This is a genomic window from Sphingobacterium sp. N143, from assembly GCF_030325625.1.
Taxonomy (GTDB): domain Bacteria; phylum Bacteroidota; class Bacteroidia; order Sphingobacteriales; family Sphingobacteriaceae; genus Sphingobacterium.
Genome location: NZ_JACAIS010000005.1, coordinates 169,939 through 188,668, shown reverse-complemented (window position 1 = coordinate 188,668; position 18,730 = coordinate 169,939). Strand labels below are relative to the sequence as shown.

Sequence of the window (18,730 nt, the reverse complement as noted above, 5' to 3'; positions counted from 1 at the left end):
TTTTATTATTAATATTCATTTAAAATGACAGTAGATCAAAAAAATCTGGTAAAGGCTACAGTGCCAATTCTTAAAGAGCACGGTGTATTATTAACAAGCCATTTTTACAATCGGATGTTTGAGCACAACCCAGAACTGAAACATGTTTTTAATATGGGAAATCAGCGGAACAATAAGCAGCAAACAGCGTTGGCCATGGCCGTATTAGCGTACGCTGAACATATTGAAGATCCTTCTGTATTAATGCCTGTTGTTAATAATATTGGTCATAAACATACGAGTTTAGATATTCGGCCTGAGCATTATGCAATTGTCGGGAGACATCTTATCGCTTCAATCAGCGAAGTGTTAGGGGATGGTGCTACCCCAGAGCTTTTGGAAGCATGGACCGCTGCTTATCAGCAATTAGCTTCTTTGATGAGTGGTCATGAGCAAAAAATTTATGAACAACAGACTAGCAAACCTGGTGGATGGGCAGGATGGAGACCGTTCGTTGTGAAACATAAAATCCAAGAATCAACTGAAATCACTTCATTTTATCTATACCCATCAGATGGTGGTCCAGTAGCGGATTTTTTACCTGGTCAATACATCAGTTTGCGTCTATTCTTGCCTGAATTAGATCTTTTACAACCTCGTCAATATAGCATTTCATGTCAGCCCAATGGAAAATACTATCGTATTTCAGTTAAGCGTGAAGCAGGAAGTATTCACCCTGACGGAATGATTAGCAACCGCCTCCATGATCATATCAATGAGGGAGATCTAGTTGATCTGTCAGCACCTGCTGGTGTTTTTGTTTTGCAAAACGAGGCCGCTAAACCGAAGGTCTTTATTAGTGGCGGTGTTGGTCAGACCCCATTGTTATCGATGTTGGAAGAATTAGTAGCCAACAATAAAAATGTTGATGTGCCGATTACCTGGGTGCACGGTTGTCGCAACGAAGCAGTGCATGCATTTAAGGATCGTATCGCCGAGATTGCACATGCGAATACCAATGTCAATCAGCATATTTTCTATGATCAATTAGAGGTGGAAGATAGTTCATATTATGAGGGTTGGGTCGAATTATCCAAAATCAGAGAGGAAATTATACATCAGCAGGCAGAGTATTATATCTGCGGACCAGGTGCATTTATCGCAAAGCATTATAATTTTCTGATTGAGCATAATGTACCAAAAACAGCTATTCATTTTGAGGAATTTGGTCCGGCGTCACTTCAAGTCAATTAAGTTTAGTTTTCCATATAGTAGAGTTGTTTAGTAAATTTAAGCACTAGTGTTTTTGACGCTAGTGCTTATTCTGTTATATCTGAGGCCGTATTTAAGTTTTATTTAATGGTGTCTGCTAATTTTTTGTAACCTTTTTTATATTTAGGTACTCTATAGGAGTAGTTAACGCAATTTGACAATGGTCGTTTATTACACAGCTTTGATCGTATTGGGTACTAATACCATGCCTGCTACAAAATTAATTAAGATGTTGGGGTGTCTTAAAGACCTCGGTACGATGATAAAATACTCGGATATTATCTGTACAAAATTTTTGAGGCCTATCAATGAGGGAGACTTTTTAAATGAGGCAGTACTCATAAGCACAACGCTATCAAAGATACTTTTAGAAAATAAGCTTCGATGTATTGCAGATTTGATGAATATTGATTGCACAGCGAATAATGATAGTTCGCATGATATTGATTTAGATCTGGTGACTTATGATGGTACAATTGTTAATAAAAGTAAAGTTATTAAATATCCATTTCTATTTGATTTTATTAAACAATTACAACCCGCATTATTAACTTGGAGACCGAATACCTAATCTATACTTGTTAGCCGAGGAAATGGATAGTTTTGTCATTTAATTCCTTCATTTTTTCGTTCAAGCCGGGAATAGCACTAGTCAGCTCCATCATTGTTATTTTTAATACCTGTAACCAATTGTTGATTTACGAACTCTATTGTAAGAAAGAAGGGGTAGAATATAATTAATATAAAACTGCAATATGACAGAAAATGAAATAATAGACCGTGTACTGCGAGGTGATAAGCAGTTTTACGAATTGATCGTTCGGCGGTTTAACCCTGTTCTTTATAGAATAGGGCGATCCTATAATTATAACCATACATCTTCCCCATAAGCAACAAAGTCTGTTAAAGGAATACCTTGTTCATTTAATGCTTTTATGCAATAAGGCTTTTCCGTAACTCTTTTACCTGTTTCAAGTGAAACTTTATGACTTTGCATTCTTAGATCAGCATCGTGAAAACCAAAATATCGCTCTTCTCTTTTTATAGCTTTCCATTTTCCATATTTTTCCTTTTTTGGTTTAATACCTATTTCATACCATTCCGAAAGCGGTTTTACAATGTCTACATATTTTAAAATTTGTTTAGGAAGTTCACTGTAATTTCCAGTTTCTAAATAGATAGGTATTTCTTTAATTTTTTCAAATTCTTGTTCATTTTTCTTTTTCCTTTCTTCGGCTGGAAGGAATTGTTCTGGATAAGTCATTCCAGCAGATTGTTTTTCAGTCTCCTCAAATTGACCTGGGAGAAAACGAAAAGTTTTTTGTGCTATATTAAAGGTCAATCTTGGAGATTCTTCGCTCGCACCTAAATAAAATGGCTGAAATTTATCTTTGAATTTTTTGTATGTTGCTTGTGGCATATTTAGAAGCTGCCAGCGACTGATCTTTTCCCAGCCATGGGCTGTCTTCATGTAGGCAGTGAGCTTTGATTTTATCATTTATTCTACGTAAATATTTGGTGTAATAGTTTTTAATGTATTAAATGGTCATATTGCATAGCAAAAATAACTCCACTTTGTCGGGAAAGACTATTTTTTATTAGATCGTATAATTAAATTATCTTACCCTCGCGTTAAGATATCTTGTATTTATGGTCTGTTAACTCTACCTTTGTTTAGGTAAAATGCTAATTTAAATTTAGTAAGCCTTTTTAGTAAAAAGGTATGTTTTTAGTTTCATAGTTTGGGCCATGTCGTGAGATGTGGCTTTTTTTGTTTAGACTGTAATCTTTTGATTGATGCTCTCCTCTAATGAAATAGGTAAACACATTAAATTTTTTAAATCATGGAAAATACGAAAAAAGGTCTTTTTATGACGAGTCTGTTGCTCGCTGTATTGTTGTTCGTTGGGCTCGGTGCACAGGGACAAAATACACCAAAATTGAATGATGCACAGATTGCATCGGTTGCAGTAACTGCCAACCAGATCGATGTTGAATATGCGGAGATAGCGCAAAAGATATCCCAAAATGCCGATGTAAAACGATTTGCCCAAACGATGAAAGACGATCACAATGCCGTTATCGGTTTAGCGGTGGCACTGGCAAAGAAACTACAGGTAACACCAGAACACAATGCCGTTACCAAATCACTGCTTGATGGCGCTAAAACGACCAAAAGCCAATTGAACAAAAAGAAGGGCAAAGTATTTGACAAAGCTTATATTGATAATGAGGTAGGCTATCATAAAGCTGTTATAGACGCAGTTGAGAAAGTTTTGATTCCCCAAACCAAAAATGCTGAGCTGAAAACGCTTTTGGAAAAAGTATTACCGACATTGAAAATACATCTGAAACATGCAGAAATGATTCAGTTAAAATTTAAATAGAAAGCCATGAAATACCAAATATTGAAGAAAGTATGGAATATAATTGGTGTTGTTGCAAGCCTGATTATTTTGGGAGGCTGTGGTGGGAACTCGTCCGATCAAAGTAATGCAAGTCATGGTAACCATGAGGTGATCATCGAGAATATGGTGTTTAGCCCGCAAGACCTGACTATTAGCAAAGGCGATACCGTCACGTTCGTCAATAAAGATGTAGTCTCGCACAATGCGACAGAAATGGGAAATATATGGGCGTCACCCGATTTGAAACCTGGAGATAAATGGCAGTTTGTCCCCGATAAGACTGTCGAATATTATTGTACGATCCATGTTGTCATGGAAGGTAAAATCAATGTGAACTGATTAGATCCAATTTGGATATAGATGCTCCACTTCTGATGCAATTCGAAGTGGAGCATTTACAGTTAGAGCAGGATGCTAAAAATCATAGTTGAAGATATGCTTTAGATCGGCGGTTATGCTGTTGATATAAGCTTCGGCTCTGTTTCCATTTCCTTGTTCTTGATGCAGAGCTCCTGCTCTCAGCGCTCTTTTGTTAATAAAACTCCAGTCCTCAGGTGAAAAATCTGCTATTGTTGTCATCTTCAGTAAATCATTGTTATTGCGCGGATTCTCCTTGATATGATTGAACATAGTTTCGACCTTTTCCGCAGTTTCGTGCTCGGGAATCGAGGCAAGTATGGATATTAATAACTCATTGTTCATAATGTGACCATTTTAGATACGATACAAGTTACTAAATATATGCTGTCAAAGCTGATGTAAACCTCATATTTTGTTCGATATATCGTTAATAATTCGTGCTGATCTTTGGGCCAATTTCAATTGACTTCGGAAAAAAATCTTTATTATTGCCAGCTCCCTGATAGGGATATACCTAATTCTTCACTGTCTACTTCCATTTCTATAGGAAATATAATCTTATAGTTGTGCATATTAACTTCACATTCTCCTAAAAAGCCTGTCACATCGCCCCATAATTGTATCGTAAAGTTTTGTGCATATAGTGGTAATGAGAGCTGCGGGTGTACAATGAATCGTGCAGGAAGTGTATATTCACTTGGATATTGGTCCGTTTCAGCTAAGACTGTAGTACCATCATTCTCCAATACTTTGAGGTAGAGTAACTGTTTTGGAAGACCATGTGGTTTGTAATGATTAAGCTGAATGGTTTTTACCGTAAATGCTTTGTGCTCTTTGTCGCAAGCTATGCAGGTGAAAAGCAGAGTCAATATAAATAGTAGTTTAATACGCATTTTGTTTAAGTATGAGATATATGATAGTAATCTTATGCTGGTGACAATCGTCTTGATCGTAACCGTATAATTGTTTTCCCCAGATAAGGCGATAACGAAATCAGGAGTAAAATACCAACAATAAGCCAAGCAATTAATTCATAATAATCCATCGCGAACCGTAGTTGGTCCTGTTTATTTAACGTCGAGATCAATAACTTGTCGGTAGCTTTTGAGGATAGTCCAGGATGCAGACCCTTTGACAGCAAAATATTTGCTTGGGTCTGCATATGATGGACTACGGGATAATCTAAAACGGATAAATGGTCTTGGAAAGCATTGTAATGCTTACTTTTTCCGAACAGCTCAAAATAATTGATCAATGCTATACTGCCGCAGAAGCCAAGATAACGGATGGCTAAACTGATGGCTGCTGCAGATGTCCCGCGGGACACGGCAACAGATGAGATGGTGTAAATAATGGTAGGTACCATGATAATTCCCACACCAAAACCTTGTATGTAAAGCGGTATAAAATATTTGTATTCATCTGCCTGAACATCCGAATGGTAAAACATGATCAGGTGGAATATCAATAAAAGAATAAAGCCTATGCTCCAGATAAGTCGAATATTTTTCTTTTGAATAATTAAACAAGCCGCAATTATTGTCCCGGATATTAAACCAAAAAGATTAAAGGCATTGATATAGGAGACGTGCATCGGATCAAAACCCAAAAGGCTTGTAAAGTATCCATTGGTTATACCCGATACGAAACGACAGATATACATGATAAACAGAATCAGTAATCCGGCTTTGAAACTACGCGATCTAAATATACGCAGATCTATATATGGTCGTTTCATGGCGCGCTGTCGTATAATGAATAGTGCTGTTAAACCTATTAAGCTTAACATGCTGTATCGTATCCTTGGATCCCCAAACCAATAATATTCCTGACCGAAAATGAGTATATAACCAATAAGTGCCAGACCGATACTATATATGGCAAAACTCTGCCAGTCGAGTTTGTATAATGGAAATCTGATATTGAGCCTTATACGGTTCATGGTCAGCGGAAGAAAGATAAGACTGGGGAGATAGGAGAATAGTGCCCCCTTATAAACAATGTTGTAATTAAAATTGTCTATAAGATCAGCTGTGACGATATTGTTAAAGGGTAGTGCACAAATCAATAATCCAAAAAATACGGAAAAGCTAACTTCGCGCGCCCGCTCACTTTTCAATCTTGTAAACATTAAGGAGAGTGAGAGATTGACTGTACTGGCAAACAATAGTCCTTGAATAAACCGAATTGGAAAAAAAATGTAAACTTCGTGTGTGTTATAACATATCCATGATGTCAACATTAATAAAAATGTAAATAGGATAAAATATTCCCTAGCGGCTAAATAGTTGAAGAACCGGCGCTCTAAGCTGTAAAAACCAACATATCCCGCATAGAATAGGGCTACTGAAAATTGCATGTCTGCAGGCTCACTCCCGTAGTACCCCGCTGCCGCCTGTATATTTGTAATAGGTAGGAAAAATAAAACAATACTCGGTAATAACAAGATGAAGAGTACGATTTTGATCATCCATTCGGGAACCCAAGATTTAAAAATAGGTATGGTATTATCCACGATTTTGTTTCTTTGGTGTGTAAACATTGACGTTCATCCCAACTTTTAAAAGGTCGATTTCTTTACGTTGGCCATCCACGCGTATTCTGACAGGAACACGTTGAACAATTTTAACATAGTTACCAGTTGAATTGTCAGGGGGTAAAAGAGAGAAGCTAGATCCTGTTGCAGGTGATAGTGAAATAATAGTTCCTCTAAATTCCCTGTCAGGAAAAGCGTCCGCAATTATTTTCACGGTGTCACCAACATGCATGGTAGCGACCTGGGTTTCCTTATAGTTGGCAACAATCCATTTATCGGTTTCGTCATTGACGATAAAGGCCAAAGGCTGACCCACGTCGATCATCTGGCCAGGTTCGATAGTGCGCCGCCCCATCCGCCCGTCATAGGGTGCCACGATAACAGTATAGCTCACATCCAATTTGTGCCGATTCAAAAGTGATTTCAACCGGGCGATTTCCGCCAGAACAACGGAGCGCTCCACTTTAATATCTTCGATACGTAACAGGGAGGCGCCGTGGTTGTCTTTGGCTGATTGGTAATCGTTGTTATTGACATCAAGTGTCGCTTGTACTTCTTCTATTTTTTGCTTTGTAGCAGATTCTTCGGCATACAGTTTTTGATATCGGTCAAAATCTAACTGCTGTTTCCATAGTTTCGCTTTGTTGCTATTGACCTGTGCAGCATATGCACTAGCTGTTTTTGTCAGGGTTTCAATGTTGCTTTCCAGTACATGGAGCTGCGCTTCGGCTTTTTGTAAAGAAGCTTTGGTCTGTTCTTCTTGAAGTATATATTCTCTATTGTCGATTAAGAAAAGCGTATCCCCTTTTTTGACATGTTGGTTTTCTTCAAATTTGACGTCAACAACAAAACCGCCCGCTCTGGATATGACCGGATTGACATATTCTTGTACCTGGGCATCGTTGGTTTGCTCGTAGATGTAGTAGCCCCAAAGTGTATACACACCCCATATAGCCATAGCGACGACAATAAGGCCCGCAATCCAACCGGTGATCTTAGTGATCAGTTGATCTGTGACAGTGTATTTTTTTCTCATTTCTGTAATTTATTTTGTGTTGGTACATTCATTATAATCTCTATAGGATTCCAATAACGTTTTGGAGTAAGTAGTATTTGTCCTGTGCCAATATACGGGCTGCAGCAAGTTCAAAACGGGCCTGTAACAACTGAATATCGGCATCCAAAAGATCTGTTATCAATGATGTCTGATTGAAGTAGGTGTTTTTGATGATGCGGGCATTCTCCTGGGCCTGTTTGACGTCAACTTCAGAAACATCAATCTGTTTTAATGCTTCTTCGTAGCGTAGGTAAGCTTCCTTTACAGCTTGACGGACCATATCTTCTGTATGATGATGCGCTTCTTCCTCTTTATCCAGCTCTAACTTTGCGGCATTGACTTTATGGATATTGTGATATAATGCTGATAAAGGATAGGTTGCCTTTACCCCAATAACACCGAGTGAATACCAAGAGGGATTATAAGGCGCGAGAAAAATCTGCGGGTTAGCATAGTAGAATTCCCCATAAATGCCGATGTTGGGGCGCGTATTGGCCTTTACTTTTTTGAGATTAATGGCACTTAGTTCAGTTTGTTTTTCTGAAATGTGATATGCAAATGAATGTTTTAATGCTTGTTCTAAGTAATGTTGGTAAGGGAGTCTTCCTACTTTTTGGGCATCGATCATCAAAGGATAAACTTTTCGCTCATCAGGCTCACCTAAAATAATGTTGAGCTTCTGACTGGCAATGAGGATATCATTGTCAATAGTGACGAGTGCCATTTTCCTTTTGGAAAGATCAAGTTCAATACGTAAAACATCACTTTTTAGAACAACCCCATTTTTGTGAAAGCTTTTGATTTCTTTTAATTGCTCTTCTTGGTCCATTATATCTTTTACAATGAGGTCTTTAAATAGTAAACAGCGTTGTAGGTCCAGATAGAGTGAAGCGGTCTTGTAGCGGATATCGGACACGACCTTATTTTCCTGCACCTCGCTGAGCTGATGTGATGTTTTATCGGCTTTGATCTTGAGTCTATATTTATTGCCATGGTAAAGTATCTGATAAAATTCAGCGCCAATGTGATAGAGGGTGTGGATCACCTCATGCTGCTTGGGTTTTGAAAATAAACCGTTCTCATAAATCGGAATATTAGAGGCTTTTTCTGCTGTTCCCTTGACCGATACTTCAGGGAATAATAGCTCTAATTTTGCGTCTTTGTACTCTTCGAGTGCTATTGCGGTTGTCTTTCGTTGTATCTCAATCAACCTGCTGTGCAGCTCGGCTTTCTTCCATGCGTCAGGTAGTGTAAGGTAAAGTGTGTCACCTGTAGCAATGCCGGATTGGGGAGCTGCAAAGACAAGTTGTTGAAAAACTAGAAAAAATAATAAAACTATAGTTCTTTGCATTTGATATACGCTTGTTTTTTGATCGGGGACAAAATTAGATGTACCATTTTTTTTACAATGTATTATAAGAGCCATGTTTTTATTGAAACTAGCCAAAATATTTTTTTATTTTTTTATCTTAAATGATTTAAACAATTTGCACTGTTAACACAATGAAATAGGTGTTTTTTTTATAAAAAGATTTTTATGGGACTTATTGCTTTGCTGCCGGAGATTGACGAACAAGAAAGATCGGCCTTTGTCATGCATGAAAAATCGGAAAAACTAATTCCATTGCATACCCATAAGAAAGGTCAACTTGGGTATGTAGAGGGTGGAATTGCTTATATTAATATCGATGAGAGGACTTATGTTGTGCCAGCACGACATTATTTTTGGATACCACATGGTATCCCCCATATCTTACGTATCGGGCATTCAGGCACGGTATTGCGATCGATCTATTTCTATACACATGACGATGATAATGATCCTTTTTACGGTAAATTGGGGATCTATCCGGCAACGGAACTTTTGATTCAGATGATTAATCATACCGAACGGTGGGATGGTACTCATGTTAGTTATAAGGACTATAATTTCGAGTTTTTGGTTTCGATAAAGAAATTGTTGCCCTTGCTTGATACGCGAGCGTTACCAATTATTTTGCCGGTTAGTAGGGATAAGCGGGTAGCTCGAATAATTCAATATTTGGAGGGAAACATCGGCGAACCTATTAGCCTTAAATCTGTAAGTAAACAGTTCTGCATGAGTGAACGTTCATTGTCGCGGATTTTTCAGACCCAACTACATATTTCTTTCTTACAATACGTTAAAACATTACGCATGGTAAGGGCTATCGAAATGCTTTTAAAGACTAATAGCTCTGTTACGGATATTGCGTTTTCGGTTGGGTATGACACAATAGGTTCATTTAGCAATACATTTTATACTTTTACGCACTCCCGACCATCGGATTTACGTCGTTTATAAGATTACTGTTAGATTCTGAATTCATTGGTATTTTCATTCCGGGACTTAGCATATTGATATCCCATCGACCACCATTTGGCCATTAGTTTCTTGTCAAAAATCAATGAAGTAGCGACTAATTCGGTCGGCGTATAATAAAAATTTAACGTAACACCTTTGTTGATCGCTGCAAGTTTACCGATACGTATATTCTGTCGCTCTATACGCTCGGTCATGTAGAAATGTAGATTAGATAGTAACGAAAATACATTTTTGGATGGCATTTGGTTCCGTTCGTTGACCTCTGTTTCGAGAATAATGACATCGATGATTTTGGCGCCTTTATTAATGGCTTCTTCGATCGGGACCATTGAACCAAATCCACCATCTGCATATTCGTAACCATTTTTCTCAACCAAGCTCATAAAAGGAACATAGTTTGATGAAATCCAAATCCAGTCACAAAAATCTTCGTATGAAGCGTCTTGAATTGATTTGTATTCAATTTGATTGAGTGAAAGGTTAGAAACAGTCACGCAAATTTCTTTTTTTTGAATTTTAAGTACCTCAAATTCATCTTTTGATAATGTTTTTCCTATGAGTTTCCTTAAGTTTAGGCTCTCTCCAAAAGTTTTTTTACGTTCAATAAAACTTTTGATCATAATCAAATGGTTGATACTGATATGTTTATTGTGTTGCTTGTCTTCCCTGATTAGAAATGGATAGGCATCAAAGATATTGCTTTCGTCAACTGAAGTAAATATGCTTTTAATTTTGGATACTTTGTCTAATGCCAAATGTGAAATTAATAGACTACCTGTTGAGGTACCCATATAAATGTCATATTTGTATCTCATTTCATTGATCAGAAATTCAGCAACACCGCCAGCAAAAGCTCCTTTGCTTCCTCCCCCAGATATTACAAGTGCTTGCATCAGATTCTACTTGAAAATTGTTTATCAGAAATAGGTTTCATTGCTATAATTGAATTGCAAAGCCATTGTTTTTCCGATTCGGTTTGGTGGGCTGTAACTATAGCATATTTTTGCATAATTAAGTTGATTCAAAATTTTTCTTGGATGATTTGTTTTTTATCGATACCAAGTTCTAACAAACTATCGATTACCGATTTTATCATCGGTTCAGGTCCACAAATATAATAGTACTGTAGTCTTGCGTCAACGTGCTGTTGAATAAATTGTTTCGTTATATACCCGTATGCATAACCTTTACAGTGCTCTTCAGAAAGTATGTTGATAAAGTTGGATTCTAAGGCCTTGGATAGCCAGCCTTCGACGATGATATCATTTCTTGTTTTATTGGCGAGAATCAATTTATTACCGCTAATTTTATTTTCTTTATATAAATCTTTCAGTATGGATAAGAAAGGTGTGACTCCTGCCCCCCCTGCAATGAAAATACCATCTCCTTTATATCTGATCGTCCCAAAGATATTCTGAATGATCAATTCATCACCCGGAACGAGCGTGAGTAGTTCTTTGGTCACTCCGTTGTGTTCGGGGTATATTTTGATGGTAAATTCAAGTGTGTTATCTCCCGGTAACGAGGTAAAGGTAAATGGGTTTTTCCATTCTGTCCACCCTGGCTTATTAATTGAAATATCTGCAGCTTGCCCAGGTAAGAAAAGAAGACAATCAGGTTTTTCTGTCGTAATATGTAATACATCATGTGTCAATTTGTTTGTAGAGATTATTTTTACAATAGAAGCCATTTGTTTTAGGGATATGAAAAATATTTAGATGCATTAATGCACGGTTAAACGGAAGACAATTTACAATTTATTATTAATAATTTGGGTGTTGAATTGTTCCTGTTTTTGTTTTAAATATTAGAATTGCTTGGAACCTAGTAATATTCATTGTTATCTTTGTGGCTAATTAAATTTATACCCATTATGAGAACGCATCAAATCAATAATCGGGAGTCTGTGACTCCAAACTTGGCTTTAACCTTCTTAAAAGAGGGCAACCAGCGGTTTGTCAAGAATTTGAAGTTAAATAGAAATTTGTTAGAACAAGTGAATGAGACCAAAGATGGCCAATTTCCCTTTGCTGTAATTTTAAGTTGCATTGATAGCCGTACATCGGCGGAATTGATTTTTGATCAGGGGTTGGGAGATATTTTTAGTATTCGTATTGCGGGAAATGTCATTAATGAGGATATCATCGGTTCGATGGAATTTTCCTGTAAGCTAGCCGGCTCGAAATTGGTTGTGGTAATGGGGCATTCCCGCTGTGGGGCAATTACAGGTGCTTGTAAGAAAGTAGAACTTGGGTATTTAACTAATTTACTTGATAAAATAACGCCCTCAATTACTCATACTAAGAGTATGTACAATGATCTTGATATATCTTCGTCTGCAGGTGTTGACTTGGTTGCACGCCGACATATTGAGTATACAATAAAAGAAGTATTGAACAAAAGTAAAGTACTTCGTGAGATGTATGATAATAATGAAATAAATATCATTGGAGCATTTTATAATGTTGAGAGCGGAATTGTTGATTTTATTGAGAAATAATAATATTTTTATTTACTGTGTTAATTTATAGTTGGTAAGGAGGTTATAAGCTGTGAGCTAATTGAGGTAGCATTCTCTTTAAACATATAGCAGTTGTGCCCCATGTTTACATATATTTGGGGGATAATGTTCATGCGATCGAACCAAGGTTTCTCAGGACGATAAGGATCTGTTTGACCATAAAATAAATGTATAGGAATAGCAGGACATAACTTCTCTTTTCTTAATCTGGTTGATGATACAGCAAAGAGGGATTTGGCTTTTAAACCTGCTAAGCATGCTTTCCAAGCAATATATCCACCTATGCTAAAACCTAATATATAGTTGTCTGACGGTGATATGTCGATCAAGTTACGAACTGCTAATTCTACTCCACCATCAATAAATCGTTGGTGAAGTTCTTGGTCATTTAAATTATAGTCATTGATTTTAGCGATATTGATACAATCAATAAGCATAATGTCAAAAGAGTCATATAACTGCTCTAAGTAATCGGAGATCCACGCTGACCGCTTTATTCCCCACATATCAGAAAGTATAATTAAGCTTGGCTTTTGGAGTATGTTTGTTAATGTTTTTGACATATTAGTTTTGTTTATAGTGTGGAAGGTATTTTATTATCAAGAAATAAAAATGGTTACCCAAGAGGGTAACCATACTTGTACCGATTTTATTACTATATAGAAATAGTTACTCCGAAATCTGGAATATTGTGGTAAACATATAAAAAATTATAAAGAATCGCGCACCTCTAATAAAAAATCTTTTAAACGCAATAATGAATCCACAACACGTTGATTCTCTTTGGCCTCCGACTTGTTGTCGCGCAGGTAATCCCGTGCGCCTTGAAGAGTATATCCTTTTTCTTTCACGAGATTGAAAATGATTTTCAGATTGGCAATATCCTCCTGGGTAAAAAGACGGTTCCCTTTTTTATTCTTTTTGGGTTGAAGAATATCAAATTCACGCTCATAAAAACGTATTTGGGATGCATTGACATCAAACATCTCTGTAACTTCTCCCATTGTATAATACAATTTATTTATTTCACGCTCTTTGTACGGCATATTTTTCGCAGTTTATCTATAGCAAACTTAATAAAAATTCCAATTCAAAAAGAAATTATTACAATCTCTTCTCTCGTTGGGCAGAAAAGATGCTGTAACTTTTCGAACTGGATAAACTGGATCTGATTTGGGATACCTAGAGAACTATGATAAACAGATGAGCAGTCCTACGAGTAATGATTGTTATTGTGTATACTAGCAAATTTATCTAAGTTTGAATATACTCGTAAAAGATTTTTGAAAGATCAGATGATTATAGTTAGCAAGTTTTGGACAAATTTATTTTCTTTTGGTAGAGCAAATGCGATTACTATTTTTCCAGTGATATTTCTCAAATATGCTTTTTTTAAGAACAACGCGGATTTGATCCGTCATGAACGTATTCATTTGCGGCAAGCACTGGAATTGGGGATTATATTCTTTTACATCTGGTATTTAGTTGAATTTGTATGGCGTTTTGTTCATTTCAGAGACTTTGAAAAAGCTTATCGGCGTATATCGTTTGAATGCGAGGCATATACGCATGAGCATGACCCGGAGTATCTTTCTCGGAGAAGGATATGGGCATTTTGGCATTATTTGTAAGAAATTGAACAAAAAAAGCACTTAAGGTATTGCCTTAAGTGCTTTTCAATTCAATATATCCTTGTTTTATCGTTATTTGACCAGCTTGAGATAAGTAGCGACTTTCTCCTTTAGTTGTCTACGATCAACAATGAAATCTAAAAAACCATGTTCAAGGACAAACTCAGATGTCTGAAATCCTTTTGGAAGATCTTTTTTAATTGTTTCTTTGATAACACGGGGGCCGGCAAATCCAATCAATGCGCCTGGTTCAGCAATGTTAACGTCGCCTAGCATGGCATAGGATGCCGTCACACCACCTGTAGTTGGGTCTGTTAGTAGACAGACATAGGGAAGGCCTGCCTGTGCCAATAAAGCCAGTTTTGCGGAAGTTTTTGCCATTTGCATTAGCGAAAATGCCGCTTCCATCATGCGTGCACCACCTGATTTCGAAATTAACATAAATGGAATTTTATGTTCAATACAATAATCGATGGAACGGGCTATTTTTTCACCAACAACCGATCCCATAGAACCACCGATAAAGCTAAAATCCATACAGGCAATAACGATATCCTGGCCATTCATCTTTCCATGACCAGAACGTAAGGCATCTTTAAGACCAGTTTTGGCTTGACTTTCCTTTAGGCGTTCGGGGTATGGTTTGGAATCAAAAAACTCGAGTGGATCTCCAGAATTTAGATTAGGAAATAGTTCGGTAAATTCGTTATTATCAAATAAAATTGAAAAATATTCCTTGGAGCCAATTCTGAGGTGATGGCCACAATATTGACAAACGTAGTCGTTTTCTACTTGTTCAAGATGCAACAAAGGTTTTTTACATGTGGGACACTTGTTCCACATACCATCTGGTGCTTCTTTTTTATTAGCGGTAGCTGTGCTAATACCAGCTTTTTCTCTTTTAAACCAACTCATACGATAGTTCTTATTCGATTACAAACTTAGATAAATTTGCTTTTATATACAATTATAATTGTGTTGAATGTAAATGTCAGCGATTCAGTAGTTTCCATATAATGGACCAGTCAAACATAGGGGATGTGGGCCAAAATGGAATTTGAGATTAAGTATTGCGTTGAAAAAACATGGTTCAGATTAAGAGGTCAGAATAAGCGTGCTTTCCAAAATTTTAGGCATAAAAAAAGGGTAAGCTACTCCTATCGCACCGCTCAACCAAATACCCTTGCTTTGTTCCCAACCTGGGGGAGTCAATGGGAGCTGGTCGTAGAAGACTTACCCGCCACAAAAGTAGAAAAAAAAATAGTTTTAGGAAAGAAAAAATGCGCTTTTATTCTAGTGGGCTGATTTTCATCGGAATAATTATTGAGGCCAAGGTATATTGCGGCCTTATTTGATTTATTTGTCAGATGAAACTATGGAGGAAGGACAATGTCCATTATTAGCCTTCTATAGATATCCAGCTATAGAAGGCTAATGCGGTTTTATGGGAAAGTACTGTTCTACATTTTTTCCCTGCTATATTCGCCCAGAAGGGAATAATATCCAAAAAGCCCCAGGCCCAATGAAATGATAGGTGTCAAAATACATAGAATGATGATGCCGAATACCAGATCCTCCTGATGACCAGTTACTAACTTCGGAAGAGCGAGTTCGAAAATGCAAAAATAGGCTGTATAGATGGCCAAAATGATCCAAAGTATACCGAGAAGTTTTTTGAGACTATTCATGGTTAGTGGGATTAGATGTGTTATTGATGTAGATACTGCCGATGACAAAGCATACAATTGCAATGATGATGGGGTACCATAAACCTGCTAAATAAAATTGAGGGGCATTGGATACTTCAGCATTGGTGGTTAAGTAAGTGGAAACAGCGGGAAGAAGACCTCCAAAAATACCATTACCGACATGATAAGGTAGGGACATCGAAGTATACCTAATTTTTACAGGAAACAGTTCGACTAAAAATGCTGCAATGGGGCCATAGACCATAGTGATATAGATGACTTGGATGAAGATCAGTGCAATCAGAAATGCATAGTTTTTACCGGCCAGGTGTACGACTGTTTTTGCTGTCTGTTGCCCTTTGAGCTCCCCCTGCTGGTGTGTAATCTGGGTGCTGGTCATTTCAGTACCATCATCGTATTGAGTTTTGGTGATAGAAACAATTTCAGAACTTTGACCTGATAATGGCGAGTCGGTGGTTTCGCTAAGCTTGATTTTTTGCTTGGTATTGGAAAGCTGATACATGGATTCATAAATGGGGCGGTAGGTCAGTACGGCCAATAGCATGCCACCTAGCATGATCCACTTGCGACCAACTTTGTCACTTAGCCACCCAAACACTACAAAAAATGGAGTACCCAGCAATAATGCTATGCCCAATATGGTATCGGCTTGATCTGATTGGAGATGCATCACCGTTTTCATAAAGCTCATGGAATAGAATTGTCCTGTATACCAAACTACTCCTTGCCCCATGGCAGCACCAAATAGGGCAAGTAAGACAAATTTGAGATTATAGCGATTTCCAAAACTCTCCTTTAATGGGTTCGAACTTGTTTTACCTTCAGCTTTGGCTTTACTGAATTCTGGAGATTCTTTCATTTTCTTACGGATAAGATAAGAAACGTAGACCATGACCAGAGATAGTAGAAACGGAACACGCCAGCCCCAACTATCAAATTGGGACTCACTGAGGAAACTTTTGGTCAAGAGAATAACAACCAAGGATATAAATAGCCCAAATGTTGCTGTTGTCTGGATCCAGGAGGTCCAGTATCCGCGTTGTCCAAGCGGAGCATGTTCGGCTACGTAGGTTGCTGCTCCACCATATTCGCCTCCCAAAGCAAGGCCCTGTAAAAGCCTTAATATCAAAACGATCAATGGTGCCCAAAAACCGATACTATCGTAGCTGGGAATACAGCCAATGAGAAATGTAGCACCACCCATCAACAGGAGCGTCACCATGAAGGTGTATTTGCGGCCTATAATGTCGCCCAACCGCCCAAAAAATAAAGCACCGAAAGGTCGTACAACAAAGCCTGCAGCAAAGGTGGCCAGGGTCGATAAAAAGGCAGCTGTTGGATTGTCTGCCGGAAAAAATTTTGTCGAAATTACAATGGATAAGCTTCCGAAAATAAAAAAATCATACCACTCAATCAGTGTCCCCATGGAGGAGGCTCCGATGACTTTCCAGATACTCTTTGTGTTGTTGTCGTTCATCAATAATTGGTTTAGTGTTTGCTTTTATAAGGTTTAGTCAAAAAATATTTAGTGTATTGTTGGTGGTTAAACGATTGGCTGTCCAAGTGATCGATAGACTTTGCCCGGAAGTACCTGCACCAATGATTGCATTTCGAGCTCCAGTAAAATTAATGCCAATTTGCTCTGTGACCAAGGCAAGTGGTCGAGCATTTGATCGATCTCTAATTGACCCGTTTCATGAATGAGCTGCAACAGTGTCCGTTGCTCTTCAGTGATACTGGAGTGCTGCAATTGCGGTTTTTCTTTATCGGTTTTACTGATTTTCCAATCCATGAGGTATTCCAGGTCCTGTACCTGCCTGATCATATGGGCACGGTTGGTCTTGATCAGGTGGTTTGTTCCTTCGGAGGCTCTTTCATAAATGGATCCAGGAAAGGCACAGACATCCCGATTATAACTGTTTGCTATTTCAGCCGTAATCAAGGCGCCGCCTTTAATAGCCGCTTCGACCACGATTGTTACATCGGCCAGACCAGCAATAATCCGATTCCGCATTGGAAAGTTAGTGCGCTCGGGGAGCGTATCGGAAGTGAATTCTGTCAATAAGCCTCCATTGGCTACCATCTTGGAGGCTAGCTCACGATGCGATGCCGGATAGATCCTGTCTAATCCATGGCCCAGTATAGCAATAGTCGGAATATTGTTTTTGAGCGCATGACGATGTGCCAGCGCATCAATACCATAGGCCAGCCCACTGACAATTAAGATGTCTTCCGCATCACTGAGATCCTGGATAAAGTCTGCACATATTTTTTGACCATAAGGAGTCGAATGCCTCGTCCCCACGATACTGATTATCTTTGTTGCATTGAGGGAGCTGCTTCCCCTGTAATACAACATGAGGGGAGCGTCGTTACATTGCCTGAGCCTGTCGGGGTAGTCTTTGTCTTCAATCCACAGTGCTTTAATATGATGTTTTTCAATAAAAGCAAGTTCCTTTTCACATGCATTCAGATAGGTTTTATCCCGTATAGCATCTGCAATTGATTCGCGAATACCAGGAATCTGCATCAGTTCTTTTTTTGAATACGAAAAAAACTCTGCTAGATTCGGGCTATGCGCAAGGATAGTACGTGCTGTTCTAGGGCCAATGCCCTTGATTTTAGTCAAAGCTATGGAATAGAGTAGTTTCATAATTGGATCCTTTAAATATAGTAAATATTATAACTAACTGTATTACTTTTTATTAGAATTTATTTAGGTTCTGTACTTATAATAGAATGAGAAAAAGTATATTACATGGTAATAGCTCAGGGAACTATAAAAGTCATTAATCAAATGGATAAAATTTTTGATATACAGTTTTGGGAATGGCTTGACGATGAAATTCTGCCTCATTTTGAAAAGAACCAGGAAGAATTGGTAACTTTGATTGGATTAATGATATTGTAAAT

General features: G+C 37.8%; 21 protein-coding genes and 1 other RNA gene. 7 read left to right on the top strand and 15 right to left on the bottom strand.

From position 1 onward, the window contains the following. Positions 1-24 precede the first annotated feature (24 nt). Positions 25-1,233: an NO-inducible flavohemoprotein gene (hmpA, locus tag HX021_RS11830; protein WP_286590560.1), complete on the top strand. Its 1,209-nt coding sequence runs from the start codon at positions 25-27 to the stop codon at positions 1,231-1,233. 178 nt (positions 1,234-1,411) lie between these two features. Further along, on the top strand, positions 1,412-1,822 hold the full coding sequence (locus HX021_RS11825; RefSeq protein WP_286590559.1) for a 2-amino-4-hydroxy-6-hydroxymethyldihydropteridine diphosphokinase: 411 nt from the start codon (positions 1,412-1,414) through the stop codon (positions 1,820-1,822). Positions 1,823-2,116: 294 nt separating this feature from the next. Here the strand turns inward: HX021_RS11825 and HX021_RS11820 are convergent, their stop codons facing one another. Then, positions 2,117-2,722, bottom strand: a complete 606-nt coding sequence (locus tag HX021_RS11820; RefSeq protein WP_286590557.1) for a hypothetical protein — start codon at positions 2,720-2,722, stop codon at positions 2,117-2,119. A gap of 373 nt (positions 2,723-3,095) precedes the next feature. Between HX021_RS11820 and HX021_RS11815 the strand changes: the two genes are divergently transcribed. Both HX021_RS11815 and HX021_RS11810 read left to right on the top strand, forming a co-directional pair. After that, the gene (locus HX021_RS11815) at positions 3,096-3,638 is read left to right on the top strand and encodes a DUF4142 domain-containing protein (protein ID WP_286590556.1); all 543 of its coding nucleotides are present in this window, start codon (positions 3,096-3,098) and stop codon (positions 3,636-3,638) included. Positions 3,639-3,644: 6 nt separating this feature from the next. After that, entirely contained in the window at positions 3,645-3,998 is a 354-nt protein-coding gene (locus HX021_RS11810) for a plastocyanin/azurin family copper-binding protein (RefSeq protein ID WP_286590555.1), read from the top strand. A gap of 75 nt (positions 3,999-4,073) precedes the next feature. On the opposite strand, the gene HX021_RS11805 is transcribed toward HX021_RS11810, so the two are convergent. The 5 genes from HX021_RS11805 to HX021_RS11785 all read right to left on the bottom strand — a co-directional run bounded on the left by HX021_RS11805 (position 4,074) and on the right by HX021_RS11785 (position 8,963). Beyond that, the gene (locus HX021_RS11805; protein WP_286590554.1) at positions 4,074-4,361 is read right to left on the bottom strand and encodes a hypothetical protein; all 288 of its coding nucleotides are present in this window, start codon (positions 4,359-4,361) and stop codon (positions 4,074-4,076) included. Between the two features lie 143 nt (positions 4,362-4,504). Next, a complete protein-coding gene (locus HX021_RS11800; protein ID WP_286590553.1) occupies positions 4,505-4,912 on the bottom strand; it encodes a hypothetical protein in 408 nt (135 codons plus the stop codon). Between the two features lie 32 nt (positions 4,913-4,944). Then, on the bottom strand, positions 4,945-6,534 hold the full coding sequence (locus HX021_RS11795) for an efflux MFS transporter permease (RefSeq protein ID WP_286590552.1): 1,590 nt from the start codon (positions 6,532-6,534) through the stop codon (positions 4,945-4,947). Continuing rightward, entirely contained in the window at positions 6,527-7,591 is a 1,065-nt protein-coding gene (locus HX021_RS11790; protein ID WP_286590550.1) for an HlyD family secretion protein, read from the bottom strand. The genes HX021_RS11795 and HX021_RS11790 overlap by 8 nt, the downstream gene beginning before the upstream one ends. Before the next feature lie 40 nt (positions 7,592-7,631). After that, on the bottom strand, positions 7,632-8,963 hold the full coding sequence (locus tag HX021_RS11785; protein ID WP_286590549.1) for a TolC family protein: 1,332 nt from the start codon (positions 8,961-8,963) through the stop codon (positions 7,632-7,634). A gap of 186 nt (positions 8,964-9,149) precedes the next feature. Between HX021_RS11785 and HX021_RS11780 the strand changes: the two genes are divergently transcribed. After that, positions 9,150-9,935, top strand: a complete 786-nt coding sequence (locus tag HX021_RS11780; RefSeq protein WP_286590548.1) for an AraC family transcriptional regulator — start codon at positions 9,150-9,152, stop codon at positions 9,933-9,935. A gap of 8 nt (positions 9,936-9,943) precedes the next feature. On the opposite strand, the gene HX021_RS11775 is transcribed toward HX021_RS11780, so the two are convergent. Together HX021_RS11775 and HX021_RS11770 are read right to left on the bottom strand one after the other, a co-directional pair. Then, complete coding sequence (locus HX021_RS11775) at positions 9,944-10,849, bottom strand: patatin-like phospholipase family protein (RefSeq protein WP_286590545.1); 906 nt, start codon at positions 10,847-10,849, stop codon at positions 9,944-9,946. Between the two features lie 128 nt (positions 10,850-10,977). Further along, a complete protein-coding gene (locus tag HX021_RS11770; RefSeq protein WP_286590544.1) occupies positions 10,978-11,646 on the bottom strand; it encodes a ferredoxin reductase domain-containing protein in 669 nt (222 codons plus the stop codon). Between the two features lie 183 nt (positions 11,647-11,829). Between HX021_RS11770 and HX021_RS11765 the strand changes: the two genes are divergently transcribed. After that, positions 11,830-12,456, top strand: coding sequence for a carbonic anhydrase family protein (locus HX021_RS11765; RefSeq protein ID WP_286590542.1), 627 nt, complete (start codon positions 11,830-11,832; stop codon positions 12,454-12,456). Positions 12,457-12,476: 20 nt separating this feature from the next. On the opposite strand, the gene HX021_RS11760 is transcribed toward HX021_RS11765, so the two are convergent. The 7 genes from HX021_RS11760 to dprA all read right to left on the bottom strand — a co-directional run bounded on the left by HX021_RS11760 (position 12,477) and on the right by dprA (position 18,470). Next, positions 12,477-13,040 (bottom strand): hypothetical protein, encoded by a 564-nt coding sequence (locus tag HX021_RS11760; RefSeq protein WP_286590539.1) that lies wholly within the window; start codon positions 13,038-13,040, stop codon positions 12,477-12,479. 147 nt (positions 13,041-13,187) lie between these two features. Beyond that, positions 13,188-13,523 (bottom strand): MerR family transcriptional regulator, encoded by a 336-nt coding sequence (locus tag HX021_RS11755; protein WP_286590538.1) that lies wholly within the window; start codon positions 13,521-13,523, stop codon positions 13,188-13,190. 657 nt (positions 13,524-14,180) lie between these two features. Beyond that, entirely contained in the window at positions 14,181-15,023 is an 843-nt protein-coding gene (accD, locus tag HX021_RS11750) for an acetyl-CoA carboxylase, carboxyltransferase subunit beta (protein ID WP_286590536.1), read from the bottom strand. 226 nt (positions 15,024-15,249) lie between these two features. Further along, an RNA gene (gene ffs / locus HX021_RS11745) (signal recognition particle sRNA small type) lies at positions 15,250-15,347 on the bottom strand. A gap of 221 nt (positions 15,348-15,568) precedes the next feature. Then, complete coding sequence (locus HX021_RS11740; RefSeq protein WP_286590534.1) at positions 15,569-15,796, bottom strand: DUF6814 family protein; 228 nt, start codon at positions 15,794-15,796, stop codon at positions 15,569-15,571. Beyond that, a complete protein-coding gene (locus tag HX021_RS11735) occupies positions 15,789-17,294 on the bottom strand; it encodes an MFS transporter (protein WP_286590533.1) in 1,506 nt (501 codons plus the stop codon). Before HX021_RS11735 ends, HX021_RS11740 begins: the two co-directional genes overlap by 8 nt. 66 nt (positions 17,295-17,360) lie before the next feature. Beyond that, positions 17,361-18,470, bottom strand: a complete 1,110-nt coding sequence (gene dprA / locus HX021_RS11730; RefSeq protein ID WP_286590532.1) for a DNA-processing protein DprA — start codon at positions 18,468-18,470, stop codon at positions 17,361-17,363. Positions 18,471-18,575: 105 nt separating this feature from the next. Between dprA and HX021_RS11725 the strand changes: the two genes are divergently transcribed. Further along, the gene (locus HX021_RS11725) at positions 18,576-18,728 is read left to right on the top strand and encodes a hypothetical protein (RefSeq protein ID WP_286590531.1); all 153 of its coding nucleotides are present in this window, start codon (positions 18,576-18,578) and stop codon (positions 18,726-18,728) included. Positions 18,729-18,730 lie beyond the last annotated feature (2 nt).

Excerpts from the sequence above, each read along its gene's own strand:
- hmpA (WP_286590560.1), top strand. The coding sequence starts at position 25 with ATGACAGTAGATCAAAAAAATCTGGTAAAGGCTACAGTGCCAATTCTT.
- HX021_RS11825 (WP_286590559.1), top strand. The coding sequence starts at position 1,412 with ATGGTCGTTTATTACACAGCTTTGATCGTATTGGGTACTAATACCATG.
- HX021_RS11820 (WP_286590557.1), bottom strand. The coding sequence starts at position 2,722 with ATGAAGACAGCCCATGGCTGGGAAAAGATCAGTCGCTGGCAGCTTCTA.
- HX021_RS11815 (WP_286590556.1), top strand. The coding sequence starts at position 3,096 with ATGGAAAATACGAAAAAAGGTCTTTTTATGACGAGTCTGTTGCTCGCT.
- HX021_RS11810 (WP_286590555.1), top strand. The coding sequence starts at position 3,645 with ATGAAATACCAAATATTGAAGAAAGTATGGAATATAATTGGTGTTGTT.
- HX021_RS11805 (WP_286590554.1), bottom strand. The coding sequence starts at position 4,361 with ATGAACAATGAGTTATTAATATCCATACTTGCCTCGATTCCCGAGCAC.
- HX021_RS11800 (WP_286590553.1), bottom strand. The coding sequence starts at position 4,912 with ATGCGTATTAAACTACTATTTATATTGACTCTGCTTTTCACCTGCATA.
- HX021_RS11790 (WP_286590550.1), bottom strand. The coding sequence starts at position 7,591 with ATGAGAAAAAAATACACTGTCACAGATCAACTGATCACTAAGATCACC.
- HX021_RS11785 (WP_286590549.1), bottom strand. The coding sequence starts at position 8,963 with ATGCAAAGAACTATAGTTTTATTATTTTTTCTAGTTTTTCAACAACTT.
- HX021_RS11780 (WP_286590548.1), top strand. The coding sequence starts at position 9,150 with ATGGGACTTATTGCTTTGCTGCCGGAGATTGACGAACAAGAAAGATCG.
- HX021_RS11775 (WP_286590545.1), bottom strand. The coding sequence starts at position 10,849 with ATGCAAGCACTTGTAATATCTGGGGGAGGAAGCAAAGGAGCTTTTGCT.
- HX021_RS11770 (WP_286590544.1), bottom strand. The coding sequence starts at position 11,646 with ATGGCTTCTATTGTAAAAATAATCTCTACAAACAAATTGACACATGAT.
- HX021_RS11765 (WP_286590542.1), top strand. The coding sequence starts at position 11,830 with ATGAGAACGCATCAAATCAATAATCGGGAGTCTGTGACTCCAAACTTG.
- HX021_RS11760 (WP_286590539.1), bottom strand. The coding sequence starts at position 13,040 with ATGTCAAAAACATTAACAAACATACTCCAAAAGCCAAGCTTAATTATA.
- HX021_RS11755 (WP_286590538.1), bottom strand. The coding sequence starts at position 13,523 with ATGCCGTACAAAGAGCGTGAAATAAATAAATTGTATTATACAATGGGA.
- accD (WP_286590536.1), bottom strand. The coding sequence starts at position 15,023 with ATGAGTTGGTTTAAAAGAGAAAAAGCTGGTATTAGCACAGCTACCGCT.
- HX021_RS11740 (WP_286590534.1), bottom strand. The coding sequence starts at position 15,796 with ATGAATAGTCTCAAAAAACTTCTCGGTATACTTTGGATCATTTTGGCC.
- HX021_RS11735 (WP_286590533.1), bottom strand. The coding sequence starts at position 17,294 with ATGAACGACAACAACACAAAGAGTATCTGGAAAGTCATCGGAGCCTCC.
- dprA (WP_286590532.1), bottom strand. The coding sequence starts at position 18,470 with ATGAAACTACTCTATTCCATAGCTTTGACTAAAATCAAGGGCATTGGC.
- HX021_RS11725 (WP_286590531.1), top strand. The coding sequence starts at position 18,576 with ATGGTAATAGCTCAGGGAACTATAAAAGTCATTAATCAAATGGATAAA.